Annotated in this window: 17 protein-coding genes; 11 read left to right on the top strand and 6 right to left on the bottom strand. The window is 65.3% G+C overall.

Annotation, left to right across the window (positions count from 1 at the left end; translation table 11 throughout):
* The first annotated feature begins 12 nt into the window (after positions 1-12).
* From BLEFHOIH_RS19375 to BLEFHOIH_RS19355, 6 genes are all read left to right on the top strand, one after another.
* Positions 13-651, top strand: coding sequence for a thiamine phosphate synthase (locus tag BLEFHOIH_RS19375; protein ID WP_125461803.1), 639 nt, complete (start codon positions 13-15; stop codon positions 649-651).
* Positions 652-664: 13 nt separating this feature from the next.
* Positions 665-1,729, top strand: coding sequence for a tetratricopeptide repeat protein (locus BLEFHOIH_RS19370; RefSeq protein WP_125461802.1), 1,065 nt, complete (start codon positions 665-667; stop codon positions 1,727-1,729).
* A gap of 214 nt (positions 1,730-1,943) precedes the next feature.
* Positions 1,944-2,249, top strand: a complete 306-nt coding sequence (locus BLEFHOIH_RS26365) for a hypothetical protein (protein WP_125461801.1) — start codon at positions 1,944-1,946, stop codon at positions 2,247-2,249.
* A 152-nt stretch (positions 2,250-2,401) separates the two neighbouring features.
* Positions 2,402-3,772: a sel1 repeat family protein gene (locus tag BLEFHOIH_RS19365; protein WP_125461800.1), complete on the top strand. Its 1,371-nt coding sequence runs from the start codon at positions 2,402-2,404 to the stop codon at positions 3,770-3,772.
* A 180-nt stretch (positions 3,773-3,952) separates the two neighbouring features.
* On the top strand, positions 3,953-4,078 hold the full coding sequence (ykgO, locus tag BLEFHOIH_RS19360) for a type B 50S ribosomal protein L36 (protein WP_088347668.1): 126 nt from the start codon (positions 3,953-3,955) through the stop codon (positions 4,076-4,078).
* A gap of 184 nt (positions 4,079-4,262) precedes the next feature.
* A complete protein-coding gene (locus BLEFHOIH_RS19355; RefSeq protein WP_170937269.1) occupies positions 4,263-4,787 on the top strand; it encodes a tetratricopeptide repeat protein in 525 nt (174 codons plus the stop codon).
* A 338-nt stretch (positions 4,788-5,125) separates the two neighbouring features.
* Here BLEFHOIH_RS19355 and pyk read toward each other — a convergent pair whose 3' ends face one another.
* Genes pyk through BLEFHOIH_RS19340 form a run of 3 tightly spaced genes read right to left on the bottom strand, consistent with a single transcriptional unit; the run spans position 5,126 to position 8,369 of the window.
* Complete coding sequence (gene pyk, locus BLEFHOIH_RS19350) at positions 5,126-6,586, bottom strand: pyruvate kinase (protein WP_088347666.1); 1,461 nt, start codon at positions 6,584-6,586, stop codon at positions 5,126-5,128.
* Entirely contained in the window at positions 6,583-7,083 is a 501-nt protein-coding gene (locus tag BLEFHOIH_RS19345; protein WP_348626057.1) for a DUF1036 domain-containing protein, read from the bottom strand. Before BLEFHOIH_RS19345 ends, pyk begins: the two co-directional genes overlap by 4 nt.
* Entirely contained in the window at positions 7,080-8,369 is a 1,290-nt protein-coding gene (locus BLEFHOIH_RS19340) for a glycerate kinase (RefSeq protein WP_088347664.1), read from the bottom strand. Before BLEFHOIH_RS19340 ends, BLEFHOIH_RS19345 begins: the two co-directional genes overlap by 4 nt.
* A gap of 142 nt (positions 8,370-8,511) precedes the next feature.
* Here BLEFHOIH_RS19340 and BLEFHOIH_RS19335 point away from each other — a divergent pair, with 142 nt between their 5' ends.
* Together BLEFHOIH_RS19335 and BLEFHOIH_RS19330 are read left to right on the top strand one after the other, a co-directional pair.
* A complete protein-coding gene (locus BLEFHOIH_RS19335; protein WP_088347663.1) occupies positions 8,512-9,696 on the top strand; it encodes a DUF1244 domain-containing protein in 1,185 nt (394 codons plus the stop codon).
* A gap of 158 nt (positions 9,697-9,854) precedes the next feature.
* Positions 9,855-10,154, top strand: coding sequence for a DUF2312 domain-containing protein (locus BLEFHOIH_RS19330; protein WP_088347662.1), 300 nt, complete (start codon positions 9,855-9,857; stop codon positions 10,152-10,154).
* Positions 10,155-10,192: 38 nt separating this feature from the next.
* On the opposite strand, the gene BLEFHOIH_RS27040 is transcribed toward BLEFHOIH_RS19330, so the two are convergent.
* From BLEFHOIH_RS27040 to BLEFHOIH_RS19315, 3 genes are all read right to left on the bottom strand, one after another.
* Positions 10,193-11,575 (bottom strand): DUF882 domain-containing protein, encoded by a 1,383-nt coding sequence (locus BLEFHOIH_RS27040; RefSeq protein ID WP_245297094.1) that lies wholly within the window; start codon positions 11,573-11,575, stop codon positions 10,193-10,195.
* Positions 11,576-11,853: 278 nt separating this feature from the next.
* On the bottom strand, positions 11,854-13,557 hold the full coding sequence (locus BLEFHOIH_RS19320; protein WP_170937268.1) for a L,D-transpeptidase family protein: 1,704 nt from the start codon (positions 13,555-13,557) through the stop codon (positions 11,854-11,856).
* A gap of 131 nt (positions 13,558-13,688) precedes the next feature.
* Positions 13,689-15,143 carry a sigma-54 dependent transcriptional regulator gene (locus BLEFHOIH_RS19315; RefSeq protein WP_088347660.1) on the bottom strand — a complete coding sequence of 485 codons (1,455 nt, stop codon included), beginning with the start codon at positions 15,141-15,143 and terminating at the stop codon, positions 13,689-13,691.
* A gap of 346 nt (positions 15,144-15,489) precedes the next feature.
* On the opposite strand from BLEFHOIH_RS19315, the gene BLEFHOIH_RS19310 reads away from it, so the two are divergent.
* The 3 genes from BLEFHOIH_RS19310 to BLEFHOIH_RS19300 all read left to right on the top strand — a co-directional run bounded on the left by BLEFHOIH_RS19310 (position 15,490) and on the right by BLEFHOIH_RS19300 (position 19,289).
* Positions 15,490-17,268: a M3 family oligoendopeptidase gene (locus tag BLEFHOIH_RS19310; protein ID WP_245297098.1), complete on the top strand. Its 1,779-nt coding sequence runs from the start codon at positions 15,490-15,492 to the stop codon at positions 17,266-17,268.
* A gap of 334 nt (positions 17,269-17,602) precedes the next feature.
* Positions 17,603-18,982 carry an AarF/UbiB family protein gene (locus BLEFHOIH_RS19305; protein WP_088347658.1) on the top strand — a complete coding sequence of 460 codons (1,380 nt, stop codon included), beginning with the start codon at positions 17,603-17,605 and terminating at the stop codon, positions 18,980-18,982.
* Between the two features lie 67 nt (positions 18,983-19,049).
* Complete coding sequence (locus BLEFHOIH_RS19300; protein ID WP_088347710.1) at positions 19,050-19,289, top strand: Kazal-type serine protease inhibitor family protein; 240 nt, start codon at positions 19,050-19,052, stop codon at positions 19,287-19,289.
* Positions 19,290-19,394 lie beyond the last annotated feature (105 nt).

Below are 19,394 nucleotides of genomic sequence, written 5' to 3'. Positions count from 1 at the left end.
CCCGAAGCGCCTTTGGACCAGGGCTGCCGGCTCTATCTGCGTTTCGGCATCGGCGCGCTTCCGGGCGCGTCCGAACTTGCGCGCATCGCCCATGAGGTTGCGCCGGCCGCCCTGCTTGTCACCGGCCTCGCGGGCGGCGCCGGCAGCGAGGCCTTGCGCGACTTCATGGTCGAGGCCCGCCGCCAGAATCTTGCCGTCTTGATTGAAAATGATGTGCAACTCGCCAAAGAGCTTGACGCGGATGGGGTCCATCTGCGAGCCGACAGCACGACGTTGGCGGATGCGCGGCGTCTGTTGGGCGAGGCCAAATCCATCGGTGTATCCTGCGTGCTGTCGCGCCACGAAGCCATGAGCATGGCCGAGGAGGGCGCCGATTACGTCGCTTTCGGCGAATATGGCGTCGGCGATGACGCGGCGGACAGGGACGCGACCGAGGACATGCTGGCCTGGTGGAGTGAGCTGTTCGAAATCCCATGCGTGGCATGGGCGCGAGAGGGATATGGGGTTGACGAGTTGCACGGGCTGGTTCGCGCGGGGGCGGATTTTCTGGCGGCAGGTGACGGCGGCCGGACGGGCGATGCCCGGGCAGAGTGGTTTCTCACGCTCGCGGGGCTGGCCGGCGAAGGCCGCCGCTCCGCGCGGCCGGAATAGGAGCGCTTGTGCCATGCCCCCTCTGAGGCTCCCGGCGCTGCTGCTGGCCGCGTCGGCCGTGCTCGCGGCGGGTCCCGCGGCCGCGCAGCAGAAGCCTGCCGCCCCGGCCCCGGCGCAGCAGAAGACCGCGTCTCCCGCATCGGCGCCGGCAACGGCACCCGCCGCGGCGGGGCAGAAGACCGCCGCCCGTGCCCCCGGCTGGAAGGCGGGCGAGGTCGAGATCCCGAGCTTCGTGCTCGACCCCGCCTATGCCGCCTTCGACGCAGGCAAATATATGGAGGCCAAGACTCTGGCCGAAGCCGGCGCCGCCAAGGGCGACGGCCCCTCGCACACGCTGCTGGCCGAGCTGTATGAGGACGGCCTCGGCGTGCCGCAGGATCTGGGCAAGGCGGCGGAATGGTACGCCAAGGGTGCGGCCATCGGCGACGTGCACGCGCAATTCGCGCTCGGCGTGATGCTGGCGGAAGGGCGCGGCATCAAGGAGAACAAGAAGCAGGCGGCCCAGTTCTTCGAAATGGCTGCGTCCAAGAACCATGCCATCGCCCTATATAATCTTGCGCTGATCTATGTCGAGGGCAATGCGCGTCCGCTCGATCTGGAGAAGGCGGCCGAGCTGCTGCAGCGCGCGGCTGAACTCGACCACGCGCCGGCGCAATACGACCTCGCCGCCTTCTACAAGGAAGGGCGCGGGGTCAAGCAGGACGACGAGAAGTCGACCTATTGGCTCAGCAAGGCGGCGGAAGCCGGCATGACCAATGCCGAGCTGGAATATGGCATCGCCCTCTATCTGGGCAAAGGCACCGCCAAGAACGAGGCGCTGGGCTACACCATGCTGCGCCGCGCCGCCGAGAAGGGCAATCCGGTGGCGCAGAACCGGCTGGCGCATGCGCTCGCCGTCGGCAAAGGCACCCAGCAGGATTCCGTCGCGGCCGGCAAATGGCATTTGCTGTCGCGCCAGGGCGGCATCAGCGATTTCGGCCTGGACCAGTTTCTCGCGTCGCTCTCACCGCCCCAGCGGAAGAAAGCCGAAGGTGACGCCTTCGAATATCAGCGCGCGACGGCCGCGTTACTGGAATAGGCGCGGCGGGGGTCGTCCCCCGCCAGAGGCGGGTGCAGCCCGAAACTTCGAGCGGATTCAGCCCGCTTCGAGGCCCAGCGGATGCGGGCCGAATTTTCTTGCCAATGCATTCACCCGCGATTCGCCGGAAATGTCCGGCTAAACCAATCGCGCGCCGAACGCATTGATTGGGCTAGGCGAATCTGAGAAAATCGATCGCGCGGCGTCCAGAAACATGGTGTTTCCGGCGGGCATTTCTTTTCCAAAACTCAACGGAATTGTCAGCACCCACCGAATTCTTGCCTTTTTTGCGGCCTATGTTTGCCCAGCCAATGAAGACTGTCCCATGGGTCTCCGGCAAGCCTCATTTGATGGCATTGCCAGGCGCTCCCGCGGAGGCGCTGTTGAATTGGCCATCGGTTTTGCTCCGAAAATCTTCAAACTTGCGCAAAACAGATGCAAAAGACACTGGAATAGTCCCGTGCTGATGTGGCAATGTTTCGATACGGGCTTTCCGGCAGGGCATTTTGGAAGCTTTTAGGGCCAGACGCTAGTCCCAGACGGGGTAGTGGATGGTACGGGCAATGGGGCGAAGAGCCGGCAAGATCTGCGATGCGTATCCCTGGGATGTGCGCGCAAAACCTGCCGTGGCGTGGCAGCCAATGCGCTGTCTTCTCGTGGGAGTGGGAACACATGGCGGATGATGATCAGAACGGGCGTCAACCAGAATTGCCGTTCGGGGCCGGTTCGATGCCGCAGCGCCTTTCGGAGCGGGTGGCGCGGGTGAATAGCAGCGATATGGGGATGCCGGTGGAGACCGCCGACACGCTGCCTTTGCACAAGATGCATGACGGCCGCGTGGTCCGTCCCGCCGGCCGCATGATCGTCGGCTCGCGCGCTCCGGCACCGCTCGGCGCGCCGCTCGACCCGGCCAACGCCCTCATGGAGCATCAGCAGCTTTTCTCCAGCGCCCGCGAAGGCAAGCCGCGCCTGTCCGGCGGCGCCACGGTCGCCGTGGTCTGCGCCGTGGCCGTGGGAGCCACCGCCGCGCTGACCGCCATCGTCAACCATGGCGGCGGCCATGGCGGTTCGGCCGACGCCGACCAGCGCCACGCGGCGCAATATCAGGGCGCGGACGTGTCCCATGCGGCGCTTGCCCAGGCGGCCCAGGCCGGCACCACCCCGGTCGCCGCCATTACGCCGTCCGGCATGGAGCGTCAGGTCTCGGCCGATGAGCCGAACCTGGTGCGGATCGCCTCGCAGGAGGCGCCGGGTCTTGCGATCGACAATATTTCCGGTATTTCCGGCGCGCCGATCCCGGTGCGGATCGTCATCACTCTCGGCGATTCCGAGGAATATTCCTTCCTGATGTTCCGGGGCCTGCCCGACAATCTCAGCCTGTCCGCCGGTTTCCGGCTGAAGGATTCCTGGGCGGTGTCGCTCCGCGACGTGCAGAAGCTGGCGCTGGTTTCGCCGCCCGGCTATGAGGGCGCGTTCAAGTTGGAAGTGCTGCTGGTCAAGGGCCGCAACACGCCGGTCGAGAGCCGTCTCGTCAACGTGCGTCTCAGCGAAGGCGCCGGCATCCCGGCGCCGCAGGCCGAGGAGACCGTCGCCAGCATTCCGCGCGACCCGGTTCCGACCTCGCGTATCCTCACCTCCGCGCCCCCGGAAGCCGAGCCGCGCCTGCCGCGTCAGGTCGAGCCCGAGCGCCTGCAGCAGCCTTCGCTCGCACGGCCCGCGCCGGCCGCTCCGAGTCCCGGTTCGACGGCCACCAAGCTGCAGATCTCGCCCGATGCGGAAGCCACCATGCTGGAGCGCGGCGCCCGCCTGCTCTCGACGGGCGATGTGTCGAGCGCCCGCCTGCTGTTCGAGCACATCGCCAAGAAGGGCAGCGGCAGGGCCGCCCTGGCGCTGGCGCAGACCTTCGATCCGGCCTATCTGCGCTCGATGAACACCCTCGGCCTGAAGGCCGATCCCGAGAAGGCGCGCGAGTGGTACACGGTCGCCGCGCAACTCGGCCAGCGCGAGGCCAAGGAGCGGCTGAGCGCGCTCGCCGGCCGGTAATCCGTCCTGAGGATCGGGGCTTTTCCGCATCGGAAAGCCCCGATTTCGTGAGCCTCGAGTTGACAAGGCTGGCGCGCCTTACTAGTGTCGCGCCAGCAGTTTTCCAACACATGGGGAGATGCTTTTCCGCCGGTGGCCGGTTGACTCCACCGCGCGCGGGCTGAGCATTTCGAGAAGATCATGAAGATTAAAAATTCGATCAAGTCCTTGAGGAAGCGTCACCGCGACAACCGCGTCGTCCGCCGCCGCGGCCGCCTCTATGTGATCAACAAGACCATCAAGCGCTACAAGGCCCGCCAGGGTTGAGCCTTGTCGTTAGTGACGCATGCAGGCGGCGATTGAAGATCGCCGCGTCCTGTGTTTCACTATTGGCATGAGATCATTTCGCCGCAGCCTCCCTTTCCGCGCCGCGTTGCTTGCCGCAGCCTTTGCCGCGTTCGCCGGTCCGTCGGTGGCGGCTGAGCCGCAGCCTCCGGCTGAGCTGCCGTCATTGAAGCCGCTCGTCGCGCCCAAGCAGTCCTTGCGCAAGGCGCGGGCTGAGCTGCTGGCGACGCTGTATGATCAGCTCAAAGCCGCCGAGAGCGACGAGAGCGCCGAGTTGATTGTTTCGGCGATCGAGAAGGTCTGGGGATCTTCCGGCAGCGACACGGCTGACCTGCTGATGCAGCGCGCCGGTCTTGCGGTCAAGAACCGCAATTATGACCTCGCCTTGCAGATCCTGTCGGGGCTGACGGCGATCGAGCCGCGCTACACCGAAGGCTGGAACCAGCTCGCCACCATCTATTTCCTGCAGGAAGATTACAAGCAGGCGATGCGCCAATTGCGCCAGGTGCTGGCGCTCGAGCCGCGGCATTTCAAGGCCATCGAGGGCCTTGGCATCATCCTGCGCGAGACCGGCAGCAACGACGCCGCGCTCCGCGCGACGCGCAGGGCGCTGGAGATCAACCCGCACCTGAAGTCGGCGAAACAGGCCGAAGAAGAACTCTCCCGCGAGGTCGAAGGGCAGGGGCTTTAAGGCGTCGCGGCGTTCGGCTCTCTGTTCAAAAGCTCGATCTCGTTCGCGTCCTTTGTGGAGGGGGCTCGGCTGAGAGGCGACGAACGCCTAACCCCGGCAATGCCTCACGCGGGACCTTCCGAGACTTCTTCGAATTCTGAGACCTTACCCGTCGCCCCGGCTGTCAGAGCCGGGGCCCACTCGCCTCTCCTCTTGCCGCAGTGCACGCGGATGCGGGATTGGGTCCCGGCTCACCGCTTCGCGGTGTCCGGGACGACGGAGGGGGCGCTGCGGCCCGCCTGATTTGGTGGGGTCAGTGCAAGACCGCTCCAAACGCTACCGCCCCCTACTCCACCCTCTTACTTCCCATGCCCCGCATGAGCGTTCTGCGCCGCCCGCATGGCGTTCGCCTCGATGCGCACCACGCGCAGCATGTTCGTCGCGCCGGGGGTGCCGAAGGGGAGGCCCGCCGAAACGATCAGCTTGTCGCCAAGCTTCGCCATGCCCTCGACCGCTGCGAGGCGGCAGGCCCGCGTCACCATGTCGGCGACCGAATGCGGGTCTTCCGTCAGCACGCAGTGCATGCCCCAGGCCATGGCGAGGCGGCGCGAGGTGGCCTCGCTGGTCGACAGGGCGAGGATCGGCTGGCGCGGGCGCTGCCGGGCGACGCGGAGCGCCGTGGCTCCCGTCGAGGTATAGCAGATGATGGCGACGAGCCGCGCGTCCTCGGCGATGGAGCAGGCGGCGGCGCTCATGGCGCCGGCGGCGGAATGGTCCGGCTCCGGGCGCTGGCTGTTGATGATGCCGTCATAGAGCGGGTCCTGCTCGACCTCGATGGCGATGCTGTTCATCGTCGCCACGGCCTCGTAGGGGAACTGCCCGGCGGCGGACTCGGCGGACAGCATGATGGCGTCGGCGCCCTCGAACACCGCGGTGGCGACGTCGGAAACCTCGGCGCGGGTCGGCACCGGCGCGGAAATCATCGATTCCAGCATTTGTGTCGCGATCACCACCGGCTTGCCCTGGCGGCGGGCGAGGCGGGTCAGCCGCTTCTGCACGCCCGGCACTTTCTCCAGCGGCATCTCGACGCCGAGATCGCCGCGCGCCACCATGATGGCGTCGGATTCGGCGACGATGCGCTCGATGTCGTGCACGGCGGCCGGCTTCTCGATCTTGGACAGGACGCCCGCGCGGCCCTTGATGAGCTGCTTGGCCTCGATCACGTCCTCGGCGCGCTGCACGAAGGAGAGCGCGATCCAGTCGACGCCGAGCTGGCAGCCATATTCCAGATTTTCGCGGTCGATGGGGGTCAGCGGGCTGACCGGCAGCACCGTGTCGGGCAGGCTGACGCCCTTGCGGCTGGACAGCGCGCCGCCGACCAGCACTTCGGTCTCGATGCGCCGCGCGGTCTTGCTGCGGACGACGAAGCGCAGCTTGCCGTCATTCAGCAGAAGCTGGTGGCCGGGCTCGACGCCCTCGAAAATTTCCGGATGCGGCAGGTAGACCCGCGAGGCATCGCCCGGAGCATCATTGTGGTCGAAATTGAAATAGGCGCCGGCGGGGAGGATGATCTGCTCCTCGAACAGGCCGACCCGAAATTTGGGCCCCTGCAGATCGCAGAGAATGCCGATCGGGGACCCGACCTCGCGCTCGATGGCGCGGATCGCCTCATAGCGGTCGCGCAGATCCTCATGCGAGGCGTGGCTCATATTGATGCGGAACACGTCCGCGCCGGCCTCGAACAGCCGCTTCATCATCTCAGGGGTCGACGAGGCAGGCCCTAAAGTCGCGATAATCTTGACACGCCGGTTTCGTCTCATTGCGTCGCAGCTCCTCCATCACCCGGATCGGTCAACCGCACGGTCCAGTCTTTTTCTTCATTCGTATCGACTTCGAAAAATCCCGAGCGCTTGGCATTGCGCGACGGGCAGTCCTGTACGCCCCGGATCGTGAACGCCTTGTCGCCCGTACACATGAAGGCCTTGCCGCCCCATTCGCCGCCGCGATCGTAATCCAGCGCGTGAATATAGTAGTAGCGCGCGACCAGCGTCCCCTTCAGCAGCACCTCGCAGGTTTGCGACGCCACATTCCACCAGCCTTCGCTGACCCAGCCCTGTTCATCCTTGTAGCCGATGGCGACACCGACGCGGCTCGACGTGGTATTGCACAATTTCAGGTCGGCTGAGGCAGGGAAGGCGAGACCGAGGATCGAGGCAGCAAAGAAGCCGAGAAACAGGACGATGCGGCCGAAATTGTGTCTCTTCATCTCAATTCCAAGAGTTTGACGGATGGTTGTTGTCTTGTTAACGCGCGTCACGCGGGGTCAACGAGGATGGCGCGCAAATCGTTCACGTTGGTGAGCGTCGGCCCGCACAGGATAAGGTCGTCTAACATCTCGAAGAATCCCGTGGAATCGTTATTTATCAAAAATATCGCGGGATTGTGCCCGTTATTCGCGGCGCGCGCGAGCGTTTCCGGACCGATGATCGCACCGGCGGGGTCGTCCGCCTTGCCAGAGCCGCCGTCGCTGCCGTCCGTATCGGCCGCGAGCGCATGGATTCCGGTCGCGCCGCCAAGCGCGATGGCGAGGGCCAGAGCGTATTCCTGATTTGGGCCACCTCTGCCGTTACCCTGGATGGTCACCGTCAATTCGCCGCCCGAGAGGATGGCGACGCGTCGGCTTTTCGCCTTGGCCTCGAGCGCGAGGGCGGCATGGTCGCGGGCGACGTCGCGCGCCTCGCCCTCCAGCGCATCGCCGAGCAGTATAGGCTCGTAGCCGAGCGCCGCGACCTTATCGGCGGCGGCGCGCAAGGAATGTTTCGGCGCGGCGGTGAGGATGAATTCGGCTCCCGCGAAGCTGGCGTCGCCGGGCTTGGGGGTCTCGTTCGCGGGATTGCCGAGCGCGGCCTCGATGGCCGGGGCAGGGCGCACGTTATATTTGGCGAGCATGTCGCGCGCATCGGCGAGCGTGGCGCTGTCGGGCACCGTCGGGCCGGAGCCGATGGTGTCGGGCGCATCGCCCGGCACGTCGGATATGGCCAGCGTCACCAGCCGGGCCGGCATCGCCGCCCGCGCCAGCCGTCCGCCCTTGATGCGTGACAGATGCTTGCGCACGCAATTGATGGCCCCGATCGGCGCACCGGCCTTCAAGAGCGCCCGCGTCAAATCCTGCTTGTCGGCGAGGCTGATGCCCTCGGCGGGCGCGGCCCAGAGCGCCGAAGCGCCTCCCGAAATCAGCGCCAGCACCAGATCGCCTTCGCCCGCCTCTCCGGCCAGTTCCAGCGCGCGCAAAGCGGCCGCCGCGCTGGTGTCGTCCGGAACGGGATGCGAGGCTTCCATCAGCTCGAAGGCCGCGAGCGGCTGCGCATAACCCTTGCGCGTCACGCACAATCCCGTGAAGCGCCCGGCGGCGATCGCCTCGGCGTAATGCGTCTCGGCGGCGCGGGCCATCGATGCCCCGGCCTTGCCGCAGGCGATCACGATCAGGCGGCCCGATTGCGGCGTGGGCGGAAAATGCGGCGGCAGGCATATTGCTGGCTGCGCCGCCGCGACGGCCGCATCGAAAAGCGACATCAGAATCTTGCGGTGCTCGGCCTGTGTCATGTGCTCCCGATGTGGCTTTTCGCGCAGTTTTAAACCACCCAAAAGGTTACGTGTGCAAAAAAGCCAACGTCCTTGAAAATCCGCAGGAAACGTGACACCGCGACCTAGGCGCCGTTCACCTGCATCTCTATATACTAGCCTCATGCTTCACACGGTGCCAAAGAGCGGCACGGCGGCATCCCTTCCCGCCGATGCTCCATATACTATTTTGCAAGGGTCGCTGGCCAGTGGCGTTCTGCTGCTCTGCGATCATGCCGATAATTCCTTCCCGCCGGGCTACGACTCGCTGGGCGTTGCGCCCGCGCAGCTTCAAAGGCATATCGCCTATGATCCGGGCGCGGCGGGGATAACCCGGCTGATGTCGCGTATGCTGGGTGCGCCGGCGGTGATGACGCGCTATTCGCGCCTGCTGATCGACCCCAATCGCGGCGAGGACGATCCGACGCTGATCATGAAGATTTCCGACGGCGCCATCGTGCCCGGCAATGCAGGCATAAGTCAGGCCGAGCGGGAAAAGCGTCTGGACAGCTTCTACCGTCCCTATCACCGGGCCGTCGACGCGCTGATTGACGCAATGATCGAGGCCGGCAAGCCGCCGGTGATCTTCTCGGTGCACAGTTTTACAGAGAACTGGCGCGGCTGGATGCGTCCCTGGCATGCCGGCGTGCTCTGGGACCGGGATCCGCGGCTCGCCATTCCGCTGCTGAACGGTCTGCGTGGGGACCCGTCGCTGGTCGTCGGCGACAACGAGCCCTATGCGGGCGCCCTGCGCGGCGACTGCATGTACCAGCACGGGACGATGCGGGGGCTCGCCAATGCGCTGATCGAAGTCCGCCAGGACCTGATCCGGGACGAAGCCGGGCAGGCCGAGTGGGCCGAGAAGCTGAGCGCCATCCTTTCCCGCATCCTTGCCAATTCGCGGGCAGATGCCACATTCCATGCAATCCGCTATTATGGTTCGCGGTCCGATCGCGCCCCCGGCGCGGCGCCGGCCGCAGGAGAGCATGGCATGGACAATGCGCAAATCGACCCCAGGACCCAGACCGAGCTGGAAGCGGCTGCCTTCCGCCGGCTCGTCGCCCATCTGCAGGGGCGGCCCGACGCGCAGAATATCGACCTGATGAATCTGGCCGGCTTCTGCCGCAACTGCCTCGCCAACTGGTATCAGGAAGCGGCGCTGGAAAAGGGCATCGAGCTGTCGAAGGATGCCGCCCGCGAGATGGTCTACGGCATGCCCTATGAGGAATGGAAGGCGCTGAGCCAGCCTGAGGCCACCCCGGCCCAGCTCGGGCGCTTCGAGGCGGTGGCGGGCGGCAAGAATCACTGAGCGCCCGCTCCCAGCGATTTATCCCTCTTTTCCGCAAGCAATTGCACCACAGGGATAAAACCCCAGGCCGGCTTGAGGCGGAGCCGATTGGCTCTTAGCCTCGCCCCCAGTCTCGAACCGCCGAATCGGCGTCATGTTCAATGCTTGGGGAGATGCCAATGGCCATATCCGATGTCCTTGAAGAGTCAGCGCCCGACCAGAGCCTCGCCGGCAGCGCGAAAGATCACCTGCGCGCCTTCGTCGAGCGCATCGAGCGCCTCGAGGAAGAGAAGGCCGCGCTGAGCGAGGACATTCGCGAGGTCTATGCCGAGGCCAAATCGTCCGGCTTCGACGTCAAGGCCATCCGCGCCATCGTGCGGATGCGCAAGCAGCCCGACAATGAGCGCATGGAACAGGAAGCGCTGCTCGCCACCTATATGCATGCGCTCGGCATGATCGCCGGTCTGGACAGCCAGTAGAATCTAGGGAGCGCCCGGCCATCCGGCCGGGGCGCGTTTTATTTGCGGGCGGACTGCTGCGTATTGTTCTGCGCGGTCTTGACCGGCTCGGCAGGTCCGTCGTCGCGGGCGACGCGGCGAAGCTCCGTATTCACCGCCGTGCCCCGGAAGCGCTGCGCCCAGTACATCTGGGCATATTGCAGCCCCGGCTGGAACTGCGCGTGCAGCATCTCCCGCGATTCCGTGAACATCACATGCACCTTGGCCAGCGTCAGCTCGGCGGAGGCCTCGCCCGTGGTCATGTCCATCGATGCGATCGGCGTATCCGACATGAAGGGCAGGATCGGGAAGGGCTGGTAATCCAGCTCGTCCGGATGATCGTCGTCATAGTCGGGCGCGGCGGCCATCTGGTCTTCGGGGACGAGGTTGGACGGCGCGCTTGCCGTCTCGCCGGGGGCGCCCCGCAGGAATTCGCGGCTGAAATCCTCATCGGCGCGGGCGGCGGTCTGCTGGGTGCGCGCCTGCAGCACCGTGCGCGGCTCCTCACGCGGCGCCGGCTTGCCGCCGAGGCCGCCGAAGGACGGCGTCAGGCTGGCGAAGACCATTTCCGGCTTCTTCGGCTCGCCCGCCGGCGCGACGGCGGCAACCGTGAGCGGCGCCGGAGCGGCGGCCGGGACCGGCGGCGCATAGCTCGCCAGGATCGGGCGTTGCGGCAGCTTGCCGCCATTCATAACCCGCTGCACGCCGATCGGCAATTCGCCGCCGCGTTCCTGCAGATTGGCGAGGGCGATCTGGAAATCGCGCTTGGTGATCGGGCGTCCGTCCGCCGGAACATGCTGCGACTTGCCCGAGGGGAAGAGCAGCGCAAGCTCCTGGCGCGGGATGCGCGGCCAATGCCGCACGCGGCCGGTGTCGACATGCACGAAGGGGATGGCCGAGGTCGGATAATAGCCGACGCCGCCGCGCTCGCGGATCAAAGCGGAATTGCGGAGCTGCTTGGCGGATACGTCGGGAAACTGGATGTCGGCGGCTTTGCCGAGGATGTGCATGCTGTGCTTGGCCTGTCCGCCGCGCGTCCGGCGCAGGCCCTCGTTGGTGGCCTCGGAGCGGTGGCCGCAAATCAGGCTGACCGGCTTTTTCGAGCCAAGCTCCTGATGGATTTCCCAGATCAGGTCGATCAGCTCCGGGTCCATCTTGATGGTGATGTTGCGGCGCCAGTCGCGCATGAAACTGTTGAGCTTCTGCAAGGCTTCCGGCACGAACTTGCCGTCGCGCTTGTAGACGACCGAGATGTTTTCCTTGGTGTGGATATTATAGAACGCGATCTCGCGGTCCTCGGCCGACGCGCCGGTGGTCAAAGCCGCGACAAGCGTCGAGGTCAATAGTGCAAAGGCCGCGACAGCGTGCCGTCTCAGCCCAAGGCCGATTGGAAGTTTGCCCAAAATCCCCTCATGACCGGACGTAAGGCTTTGTCCGATCCCTCTGTACCCAAAAAGCACCACATACACCGCATCAACCTAACCGCACCGTTCGCGGCTCGATTTTCGTCGGCCTGTGGTTAAAAAACAGTATCTGTGGAAATGGGGGCAAAAGATGGCAACCCCCGAAATGAACAAGCTGTGGAAAAACCTATGTCGTCAAAGGGGTTTTTTGCGTCCTGCGGCAGGGTTTATCACCGCTGCCGCAATTCAGCCGCCGTCCAGATCCGGAGCGGCCGCCGCTAATTCTGCAAACCGCGCTCTCCGGCCTCGAAATCGTCACGCTTCGACGCCAGCACCTTCGGCGAGTCGAGTTTCAGCGCCACGCGCACGCTGGCATCGTGACCATAGACGTCGCGAAAGCCATGCAGCTTGCCGTCAGCGGGATCGACCCAGGCGGTGAAATAGGACACATGCACCGGCAGCTTCTTGTCGAGCTTCACATGCTCGTCGGTGGCGCTGTCGAGCGTGCGCCGGACGCGGTCATCGTTCCAGCCCAGCAGCACCTTGGCGAATTCGAGCGGGTTGCGCACGCGCATGCAGCCATGGCTATACGCGCGCACCGGCTGGTCGAACAGGTTCTTGGTCGGCGTGTCGTGCATGTAGACCGAATGCCGGTTCGGGAACAGGAACTTGACCTGGCCGAGCGCATTGCCGGGCCCGGGCACCTGCCGCAGGGCCAGCTTGTCCGGGTTCACCGCCTGCCAGTCGACCATATAGGGATCGACGGTGCGCTGGCCGAGCCAGATCACCTCGATGTTCTGGCGGTCGAGATAGCCCGGATTGGTCTGCATCTGCGGGATGATCTCCTTGACGATGATCGATTTCGGCACGTGCCAATAGGGATTGAACACGACCGTTTCCATCTCGTCGGAGAAGATTGGCGTCATGTGCTTCGGCGAGCCGGCGACGATGCGCTCGGAATAGGTGACCTTGCCCTTGTTCACCACGCGGAACATGAATTCTGGGATGTTGATGAAGACATAGCGCTCGCCCAGATTGCGCGGCGCCCAGCGCCAGCGCTCCATATTGGCGATGATGGCTTTCACGCTGACGGCGATGGTGCCTTCGTTGAGCGCGTCGCGGGTGGTCTTGCCGATGACGCCGTCGCCCTTCAGGCCCTTGGATTCCTGGAACACGCGCACGGCTTCCGCCAGCGCATCGTCATAATAGTTCGACGGATTGCCCTTCGGCGCGCTCGCCGGAACCGGCAGGCCGAAGCGCTCGCGCAGAATGGCCACTTGCGGGTGATAGGTGTTCGGCCCGAGCGAGGGGCCGTCGGGCAGCCTGACGGCCCTGGCGCCGCCGCCGACAGCGGCTCTGGCTTCCGCCAGCTTGGCCTTCAGCAGGCCGAACTGCTCATGCGTCGGGTGGTAGCTCTCCAGATTGGCCGCGAGCGATTTGCCGGATTCGGCAATGCCCGTCAGCACCGCCTTGGGGTTCGGCTTGACCGGGCTGAGGTCGAGAAATTCGGGGTCGATCGAGGTCGGCGCGACACGGCCGGCCTGGGCTTGGGTGGCGTAGGTGACGGCGGCGGTGCTCATCCGAAGCTCCGCATCGGCGAGCCATTCGGCCGGATAGCCGCGATAGCCGGCGAAGGTCGAGCCGTCGACGACGGCATAGTCTGCGGAGTCCAGGCCGAACTCGTCGGCACGCTTGAACACGGTGCGCAGCGCGGCGGCCTTGTCGGCGATCAGCCCCTTTTCACGCACCCAGAGCAGGCGCGAAACGCCGTCGCGGTAATAATCGGCCAGCTCCTTCAGCTCGTCCTTGCCGAGCGCGACCTTACGTTTCGCCGTGCCCGCAAGCTGGTTCTGCAGCGTAATGACGGTGGCGTCCATGCGGCTGATGAGATGGTCGGGGGCGTCGGGCTCGGCCGCCTGCGCCATTCCGCCTATTGCAAGGATGGCAAACACAATTGCCGGCGGCAGACGAAAATCGAACATAGTCCCCTCATCCCAGCTAGCCGCACGCTTACCATTAACGCTTTGCGGCCTACCCAGTTTCATTTGCAGACATTTTCTGCCAAACGAAAGCGGTTTTGCAAGGGCATCCCGACTCGCGGGGGGTGCGTCACTTAATTGTGACGGACTTCAAGACCGAACTCGCGCATCTTCCGGTAGAGCGTCGAGCGGCCGATGCCGAGACGGCGGGCAACCTCGGTGATATGCCCGCGATAATGGCCGAGCGCCAGCCGGATCAGATCGGCCTCGATGTCCTCGAGGCGGCGGATTTCGCCCTCCTCGGTCAGCGCCGGGATGCCGACGGTGGTGCCGTTGGTGAGCGGGGCGAGCGTGATGGCGCGCGTGCCGGAGGACAGCCCGCCGATCATGGCCGGGCCTTCATAGCGCAGCATCGAGGGCATCACCGGCGCGGCCGGGATTTCCGGCCGGAAACCGGGGACCTGCGCGGCGATCTGGGGGAATTCCTGGGTGGTCAGATGGTCGCTGTCGGCCAGGACGACGCCGCGGAAGATGGCGTTTTCGAGTTGGCGCACATTGCCCGGCCAGACATAGGCGCGCATCAGGACGAGCGCGGTTTCGTCGATCTCATCGATGCGCTTGCCGACCTCGGCGACCACCTGGGCGAGGAAATGTTTGGCGAGCGGACCGATATCCTCGCCGCGGTCGCGCAAAGGAGGCAGCCAGATCGGGAAGACGTTGATGCGGTAATAGAGATCCTCGCGGAACTGCCCCTTTTTGACGCGGTCGATCAGGTTCTTGCTGCTGCTGCCGATCAGGCGGACTTCGTTCGACCCATCCTCGCCCTTGGCCGGCAAGGTGAAGCGCTCGGCCAGGACTTCCTGCGCGGCGAGGGGCAGTTCGCTGATTTCCTCGATGAACAGCACGCCGCCCTTGGCCTCTTCCCAGGCGCGGTCGAGCTGATCGACCTCCTCCGCCTCGACGCTGGCCTCCAGGCGCTTGGCATTGCCGGCGCAGCGCAGCACCGCGAACGGGCCGTCCGCCCTGGCGCTGGCGGCGTGGATGGCGCGCGCGATCAGCTCCTTGCCGGTGCCGGGCTCGCCTTCGATCAGGATCGGCAGTTCCAGATCGGCGGCGCGGCGGCCGAGCGTAACGGCCCGGACCATTTCGGCGGAGACGGCGACGATATCGTCGAAGGCCGGGCGCCCGTCCAGCTTGCGGCGGACCCGGGCAAGCTCGCCTTCCAGCGCGCTGATCTTCAGGGCATTGCGGACGGAGGCCTCGACCCGCTCCGGCGTAGCCGGCTTCAGGATGAAATCGGCGGCTCCCGCCGCCAGTGCGGCATGGGCCGCCTCGACGCCGTCCTCGGAGGTCAGCACGATGATGGGCACGCCGAGCGTATCCCGCATCTGCTCCAGCAGGGCCAACCCGCCCATTTCCGGCAGATCCAGGTCGAGAATGACGAGGCCCGGCGGGGCGCCGCCCGCTCCGGCCAGTACGGAGGCGGGCTTGGCGACGGTCTGGGGGACGAGCCCGATCCGGGAAATCGTCTCGGCCAGCCTCTGACTTTCGGCGGGATCGTTTGCGACGATCAGAACGGTGTCGGTCATCACAGGGTACTCGATATGACGTGACGGTACGATGTCACATGGGCTCGCGAAGAATCGCAAGGCACCAACTTAAGATTGTGACATCTAAGGGTAAAAACAGCCTGAATGTTCCATAAGCAGGCAAAAATGGTTGCCGGGGGCCTATTCCGCCTCCCTCCGGTGCATCGCCGTGGAAGCCGGTCGAAGGCGCTTTGACTTTGCCGGACGGAATGCTCATGGTAGGCCCAAGCGCGTCACAACCAGAAAGAGCGGGTCTGGCATGAGCCCTTTTTCCCGATTTTCCGATCTTTTCCGCAACACCGCCCAGGATCTGGCGGCAGGCGCAACGGCGCCCGCCGCGAGCGAAATGCCGGGCTGGAATCTGGCCGATCTCTATCCGGGCACGGACTCGCCGGAATTGAAGCGCGATCTGGAAAAGGGCGTCGCCGAGGCCGACGCATTCGCCACGCGCTACCAGGGCAAGCTGTCCGAATTGGCGGCCAAGGACGGCGCCAAGAACCTGTTCGCCTGCCTGCAGGATTTCGAGCGGCTGCAGGACACGCTCGGCCGTATCGGCTCCTTCGCCTATCTGAACTACGTCACCAAGGTCGACGACCCCGCGCGGGCCAAATTCTTCGGCGACATCCAGGAAAAGCTGACCACCATCGGCGCCAAGCTGTTGTTCCTGAGCCTGGAAATCAACCGCATCGACGACAGCGTGCTCGAGCGGATCATGGATGAAGCCCCGCTCGTCCATTACCGGCCATGGCTGGAAGAGGTGCGCAAGGAGAAGCCCTATCAGCTTTCGGACGAGCTGGAGCGGCTGCTGCACGAGAAGGAAATGACCGGCCGCGCCGGCTGGAGCCGCCTGTTCAGCGAGACCATGGCCTCACTCCGCTTCGAGGTCGACGGCAAGAGCCAGCCGCTCGAGCCTACGCTGAACATGCTGATGAGCCCGGACGAGGCGCAGCGCCATAAGGCCGCCGACGCGCTGACCTCCGTTTTCAAGGCCAATCTGCCGCTGTTCACGCTGATTACCAATATCTTGTCGAAGGACCGCGAGATTTCGCATCGCTGGCGCGGCTTCAAGGACATCGCCGCCGCGCGCCACCTCGCCAACAACGTCGAGCCGGAGGTGGTTGACGCGCTGTTAACCGCGGTGCGCGAAAACTATCCGCGCATTTCGCATCGCTATTACGCGATGAAGGCCCGCTGGCTCGGCAAGGAGCATTTGGAATTCTGGGACCGCAACGCCCCGATCAGCCTGGAGAGCGAGCGGACCATCTCCTGGGACGAGGCGCGCGACACCGTGCTCTCGGCCTATGCCCGGTTCTCGCCCGACATGGCCGGCATCGCGCAGAAATTCTTCGACAAGCGCTGGATCGACGCGCCCGTCCGTCCCGGCAAGGCGCCCGGCGCCTTCGCCCATCCGACCGTGCCGAGCGCGCATCCTTATGTCATGATGAATTACATGGGCAAGCCGCGCGACGTGATGACGCTCGCCCATGAACTCGGCCACGGCGTGCATCAGGTGCTCGCCAACGGGCAGGGTCCGCTGATGGCCTATACGCCATTGACCCTGGCCGAGACCGCGAGCGTCTTCGGCGAGATGCTGACCTTCCAGTCGATCCTCGCCAAGACCACCGACCGCCGCGAGAAGAAGGCGCTGCTCGCCCAGAAGGCCGAGGACAAGATCAACACGGTGGTGCGCCAGATCGCCTTCTACGAATTCGAGCGGCGATTGCACACCGAGCGTCTGAACGGCGAGCTGACGGCAGACCGGCTCGGCGAGATCTGGCTGGAGGTGCAGGGCGAGAGCCTTGGGCCGGCGGTACGGCTCGGCGAGGGCTATGAGGTCTATTGGACCTATGTGCCGCATTTTATCCACTCGCCCTTCTATGTCTACGCCTATGCCTTCGGCGATTGCCTGGTGAACTCGCTCTATGCCGTCTACGAAAAAAGCGCCGAGGGTTTTCAGGAGCGCTATCTCGACATGCTGCGCGCGGGTGGCACCAAGCACCACAAGGAGCTATTGGCCCCCTTCGGCCTCGACGCCACCGACCCCGGCTTCTGGGCGATGGGCCTCGGCGTCGTCGAGCGGCTGATCGACGAGCTCGAGGCCTTCGACGATGAGCCGGCTGTCTGAGGGGTGTCCGGCTGTGCTTCGCGCAGCCCGTCACTCTCGCCTTGCGCGGGAGCCTTCCCGCGAGAGATCTTTGCGAATTCCGAAGACCTCTCATCCGTCGCCCCGGCCGTCAGAGCCGGGGCCCACTCGCATATCCTCTTGCCGCAGCGATCGCGGATCAGCCATTGGGTCCCGGCTCACCGCTTCGCGGTGTCCGGGACGACGGGAGGGGCCATGTGTTGGCTGTGCTCACGCGGCTATTCGTCCGGCGCGGTGCGGCACCCCAAGCTGCCGCTTGGAACGGCGCGGGAAAAACCCCATCTCCGGCATGAACCGAGGCTGAGCTGACCCACCCATGACCGACAACATCCCCCCGCGCGACGACGAAGCCAACCGCCTGAGCCGTCGCCTGCAGCGCTATGCGCAGGTCGGCACCAATGTCGGGGGCGTGGCGGCGGGGATGGCGACGCGCTATGTGCTCGGCCTTGCGCTCGACCGGGAGAAGAACGCGACCGCCCTGGCGAGCGCGCTCGGCGGCCTCAAGGGGCCGCTGATGAAGGTGGCGCAGCTCCTTTCCACCATCCCCGATGCATTGCCGCCCGAATATGCCGAGGAACTGGCCAAGCTGCAGATGCACGCCCCGCCCATGGGCTGGGTCTTCGTCAAGCGGCGCATGGCGGCGGAACTCGGCCCGGATTGGGAAAGCCGCTTCATCGAGTTCTCGCGCGAAGCCGCCGCGTCGGCCTCGCTCGGGCAGGTGCATAAGGCCAGGGCGCCGGACGGCGCGGAACTGGCCTGCAAGCTGCAATATCCCGACATGCAGTCCGCCGTCGAGGCCGACCTCAACCAGCTCGGCTTCGTCCTCGCCATCCACAAGCGCATGGACCCTGCCATCGACACCTCGGAAATCGCGGCGGAGATCTCGGCCCGCCTGCGCGAGGAGCTGGACTACGAACTCGAAGGCCGGCACATGTCGCTCTACGGCCAGATTTTCGACAAGGACGCCCTGATCCGCGTGCCCGGCATCCGTCCGGAGCTGTCGACCAAGCGCCTGCTCACCATGGACTGGCTCGAAGGCGGCCGGCTGCTCGACTACAAGACGCGCGGCCAGGAGGAGCGCAATCAGATCACCCGCGCCATGTTCCGCGCCTGGTGGCACCCGTTCAGCCATTTCGGCGTCATCCACGGCGACCCGCATCTGGGCAATTACAGCATCTTCGAGGAGGACGGCCGCGCCGCCGGTATCAATTTGCTCGATTATGGCTGCGTGCGCACCTTTGCCCCGCGCTTCGTCGGCGGCGTCATCGACCTCTATCACGGCATCTTGCGCGACGACCGCGCCCTGATCGTGCACGCCTACGAGACCTGGGGCTTCCGCGGCCTCTCCAACGAATTGATCGACGTCCTCAACCTTTGGGCAAAGTTCATCTACGGCCCGCTATTGGATAACCGCACCCGCCGCATCGCCGAGGGCGTCTCGCCGAGCCAATATGGACGGCGCGAGGCGTTTCTGGTGCATAAGGGGCTGAAGGAGAAAGGCCCGGTCAAGGTGCCGCGCGAATTCGTCTTCATGGACCGCGCCGCGATCGGCCTCGGCGGCGTGTTTTTGCATCTCGACGCGGAAATGAATTTTTATGAGCTTTTCAACGAGACCATTCACGATTTCAACCTGGACGAGGTTGCGGCCCGGCAAGCCAAGGCCTTCGGCGAGACCGGCGTTCCGCTGCCGGAGTGAGCTTGCGGTAGCCGCCGGCCTCCTGCTCGCGGCGCTGAGCGGCGCAGCCGAGGCGCAGGGGCGGCGGATGGCAGGCGTCGGCGAGATGTGCGGCGGCATTGCCGGGTTTCAGTGCCGCGAGGGCTTGTACTGCGACCCGATGCCGGGCCTGTGCCGGGGCGCGGATATTTCCGGCACTTGCGTCGAAATTCCGCAAATGTGCACGCGCGAATATGCCCCCGTCTGCGGCTGCGACGGCAAGACCTACGGCAATGATTGCGAGCGGCGGGGAAGCAGAGTCGCCAAGGATCATGCCGGGGCTTGCTAGGGGCCGAACCCTTTTCGTCATCCCCGCGAGAGCGGGGACCCAGTGAAGGGCAGCATGGTTGGTAGATCTCTGAGTCGAACGCGAATGCTGCGGAGTACTGGGTCC

This window comes from Rhodomicrobium sp. R_RK_3 (genome assembly GCF_002198715.1).
In the GTDB taxonomy this organism is placed as follows: domain Bacteria; phylum Pseudomonadota; class Alphaproteobacteria; order Rhizobiales; family Rhodomicrobiaceae; genus R-RK-3.
Note: the sequence above shows the minus strand (reverse complement) of the source record. Positions and strands in the feature narration are given on the sequence as shown.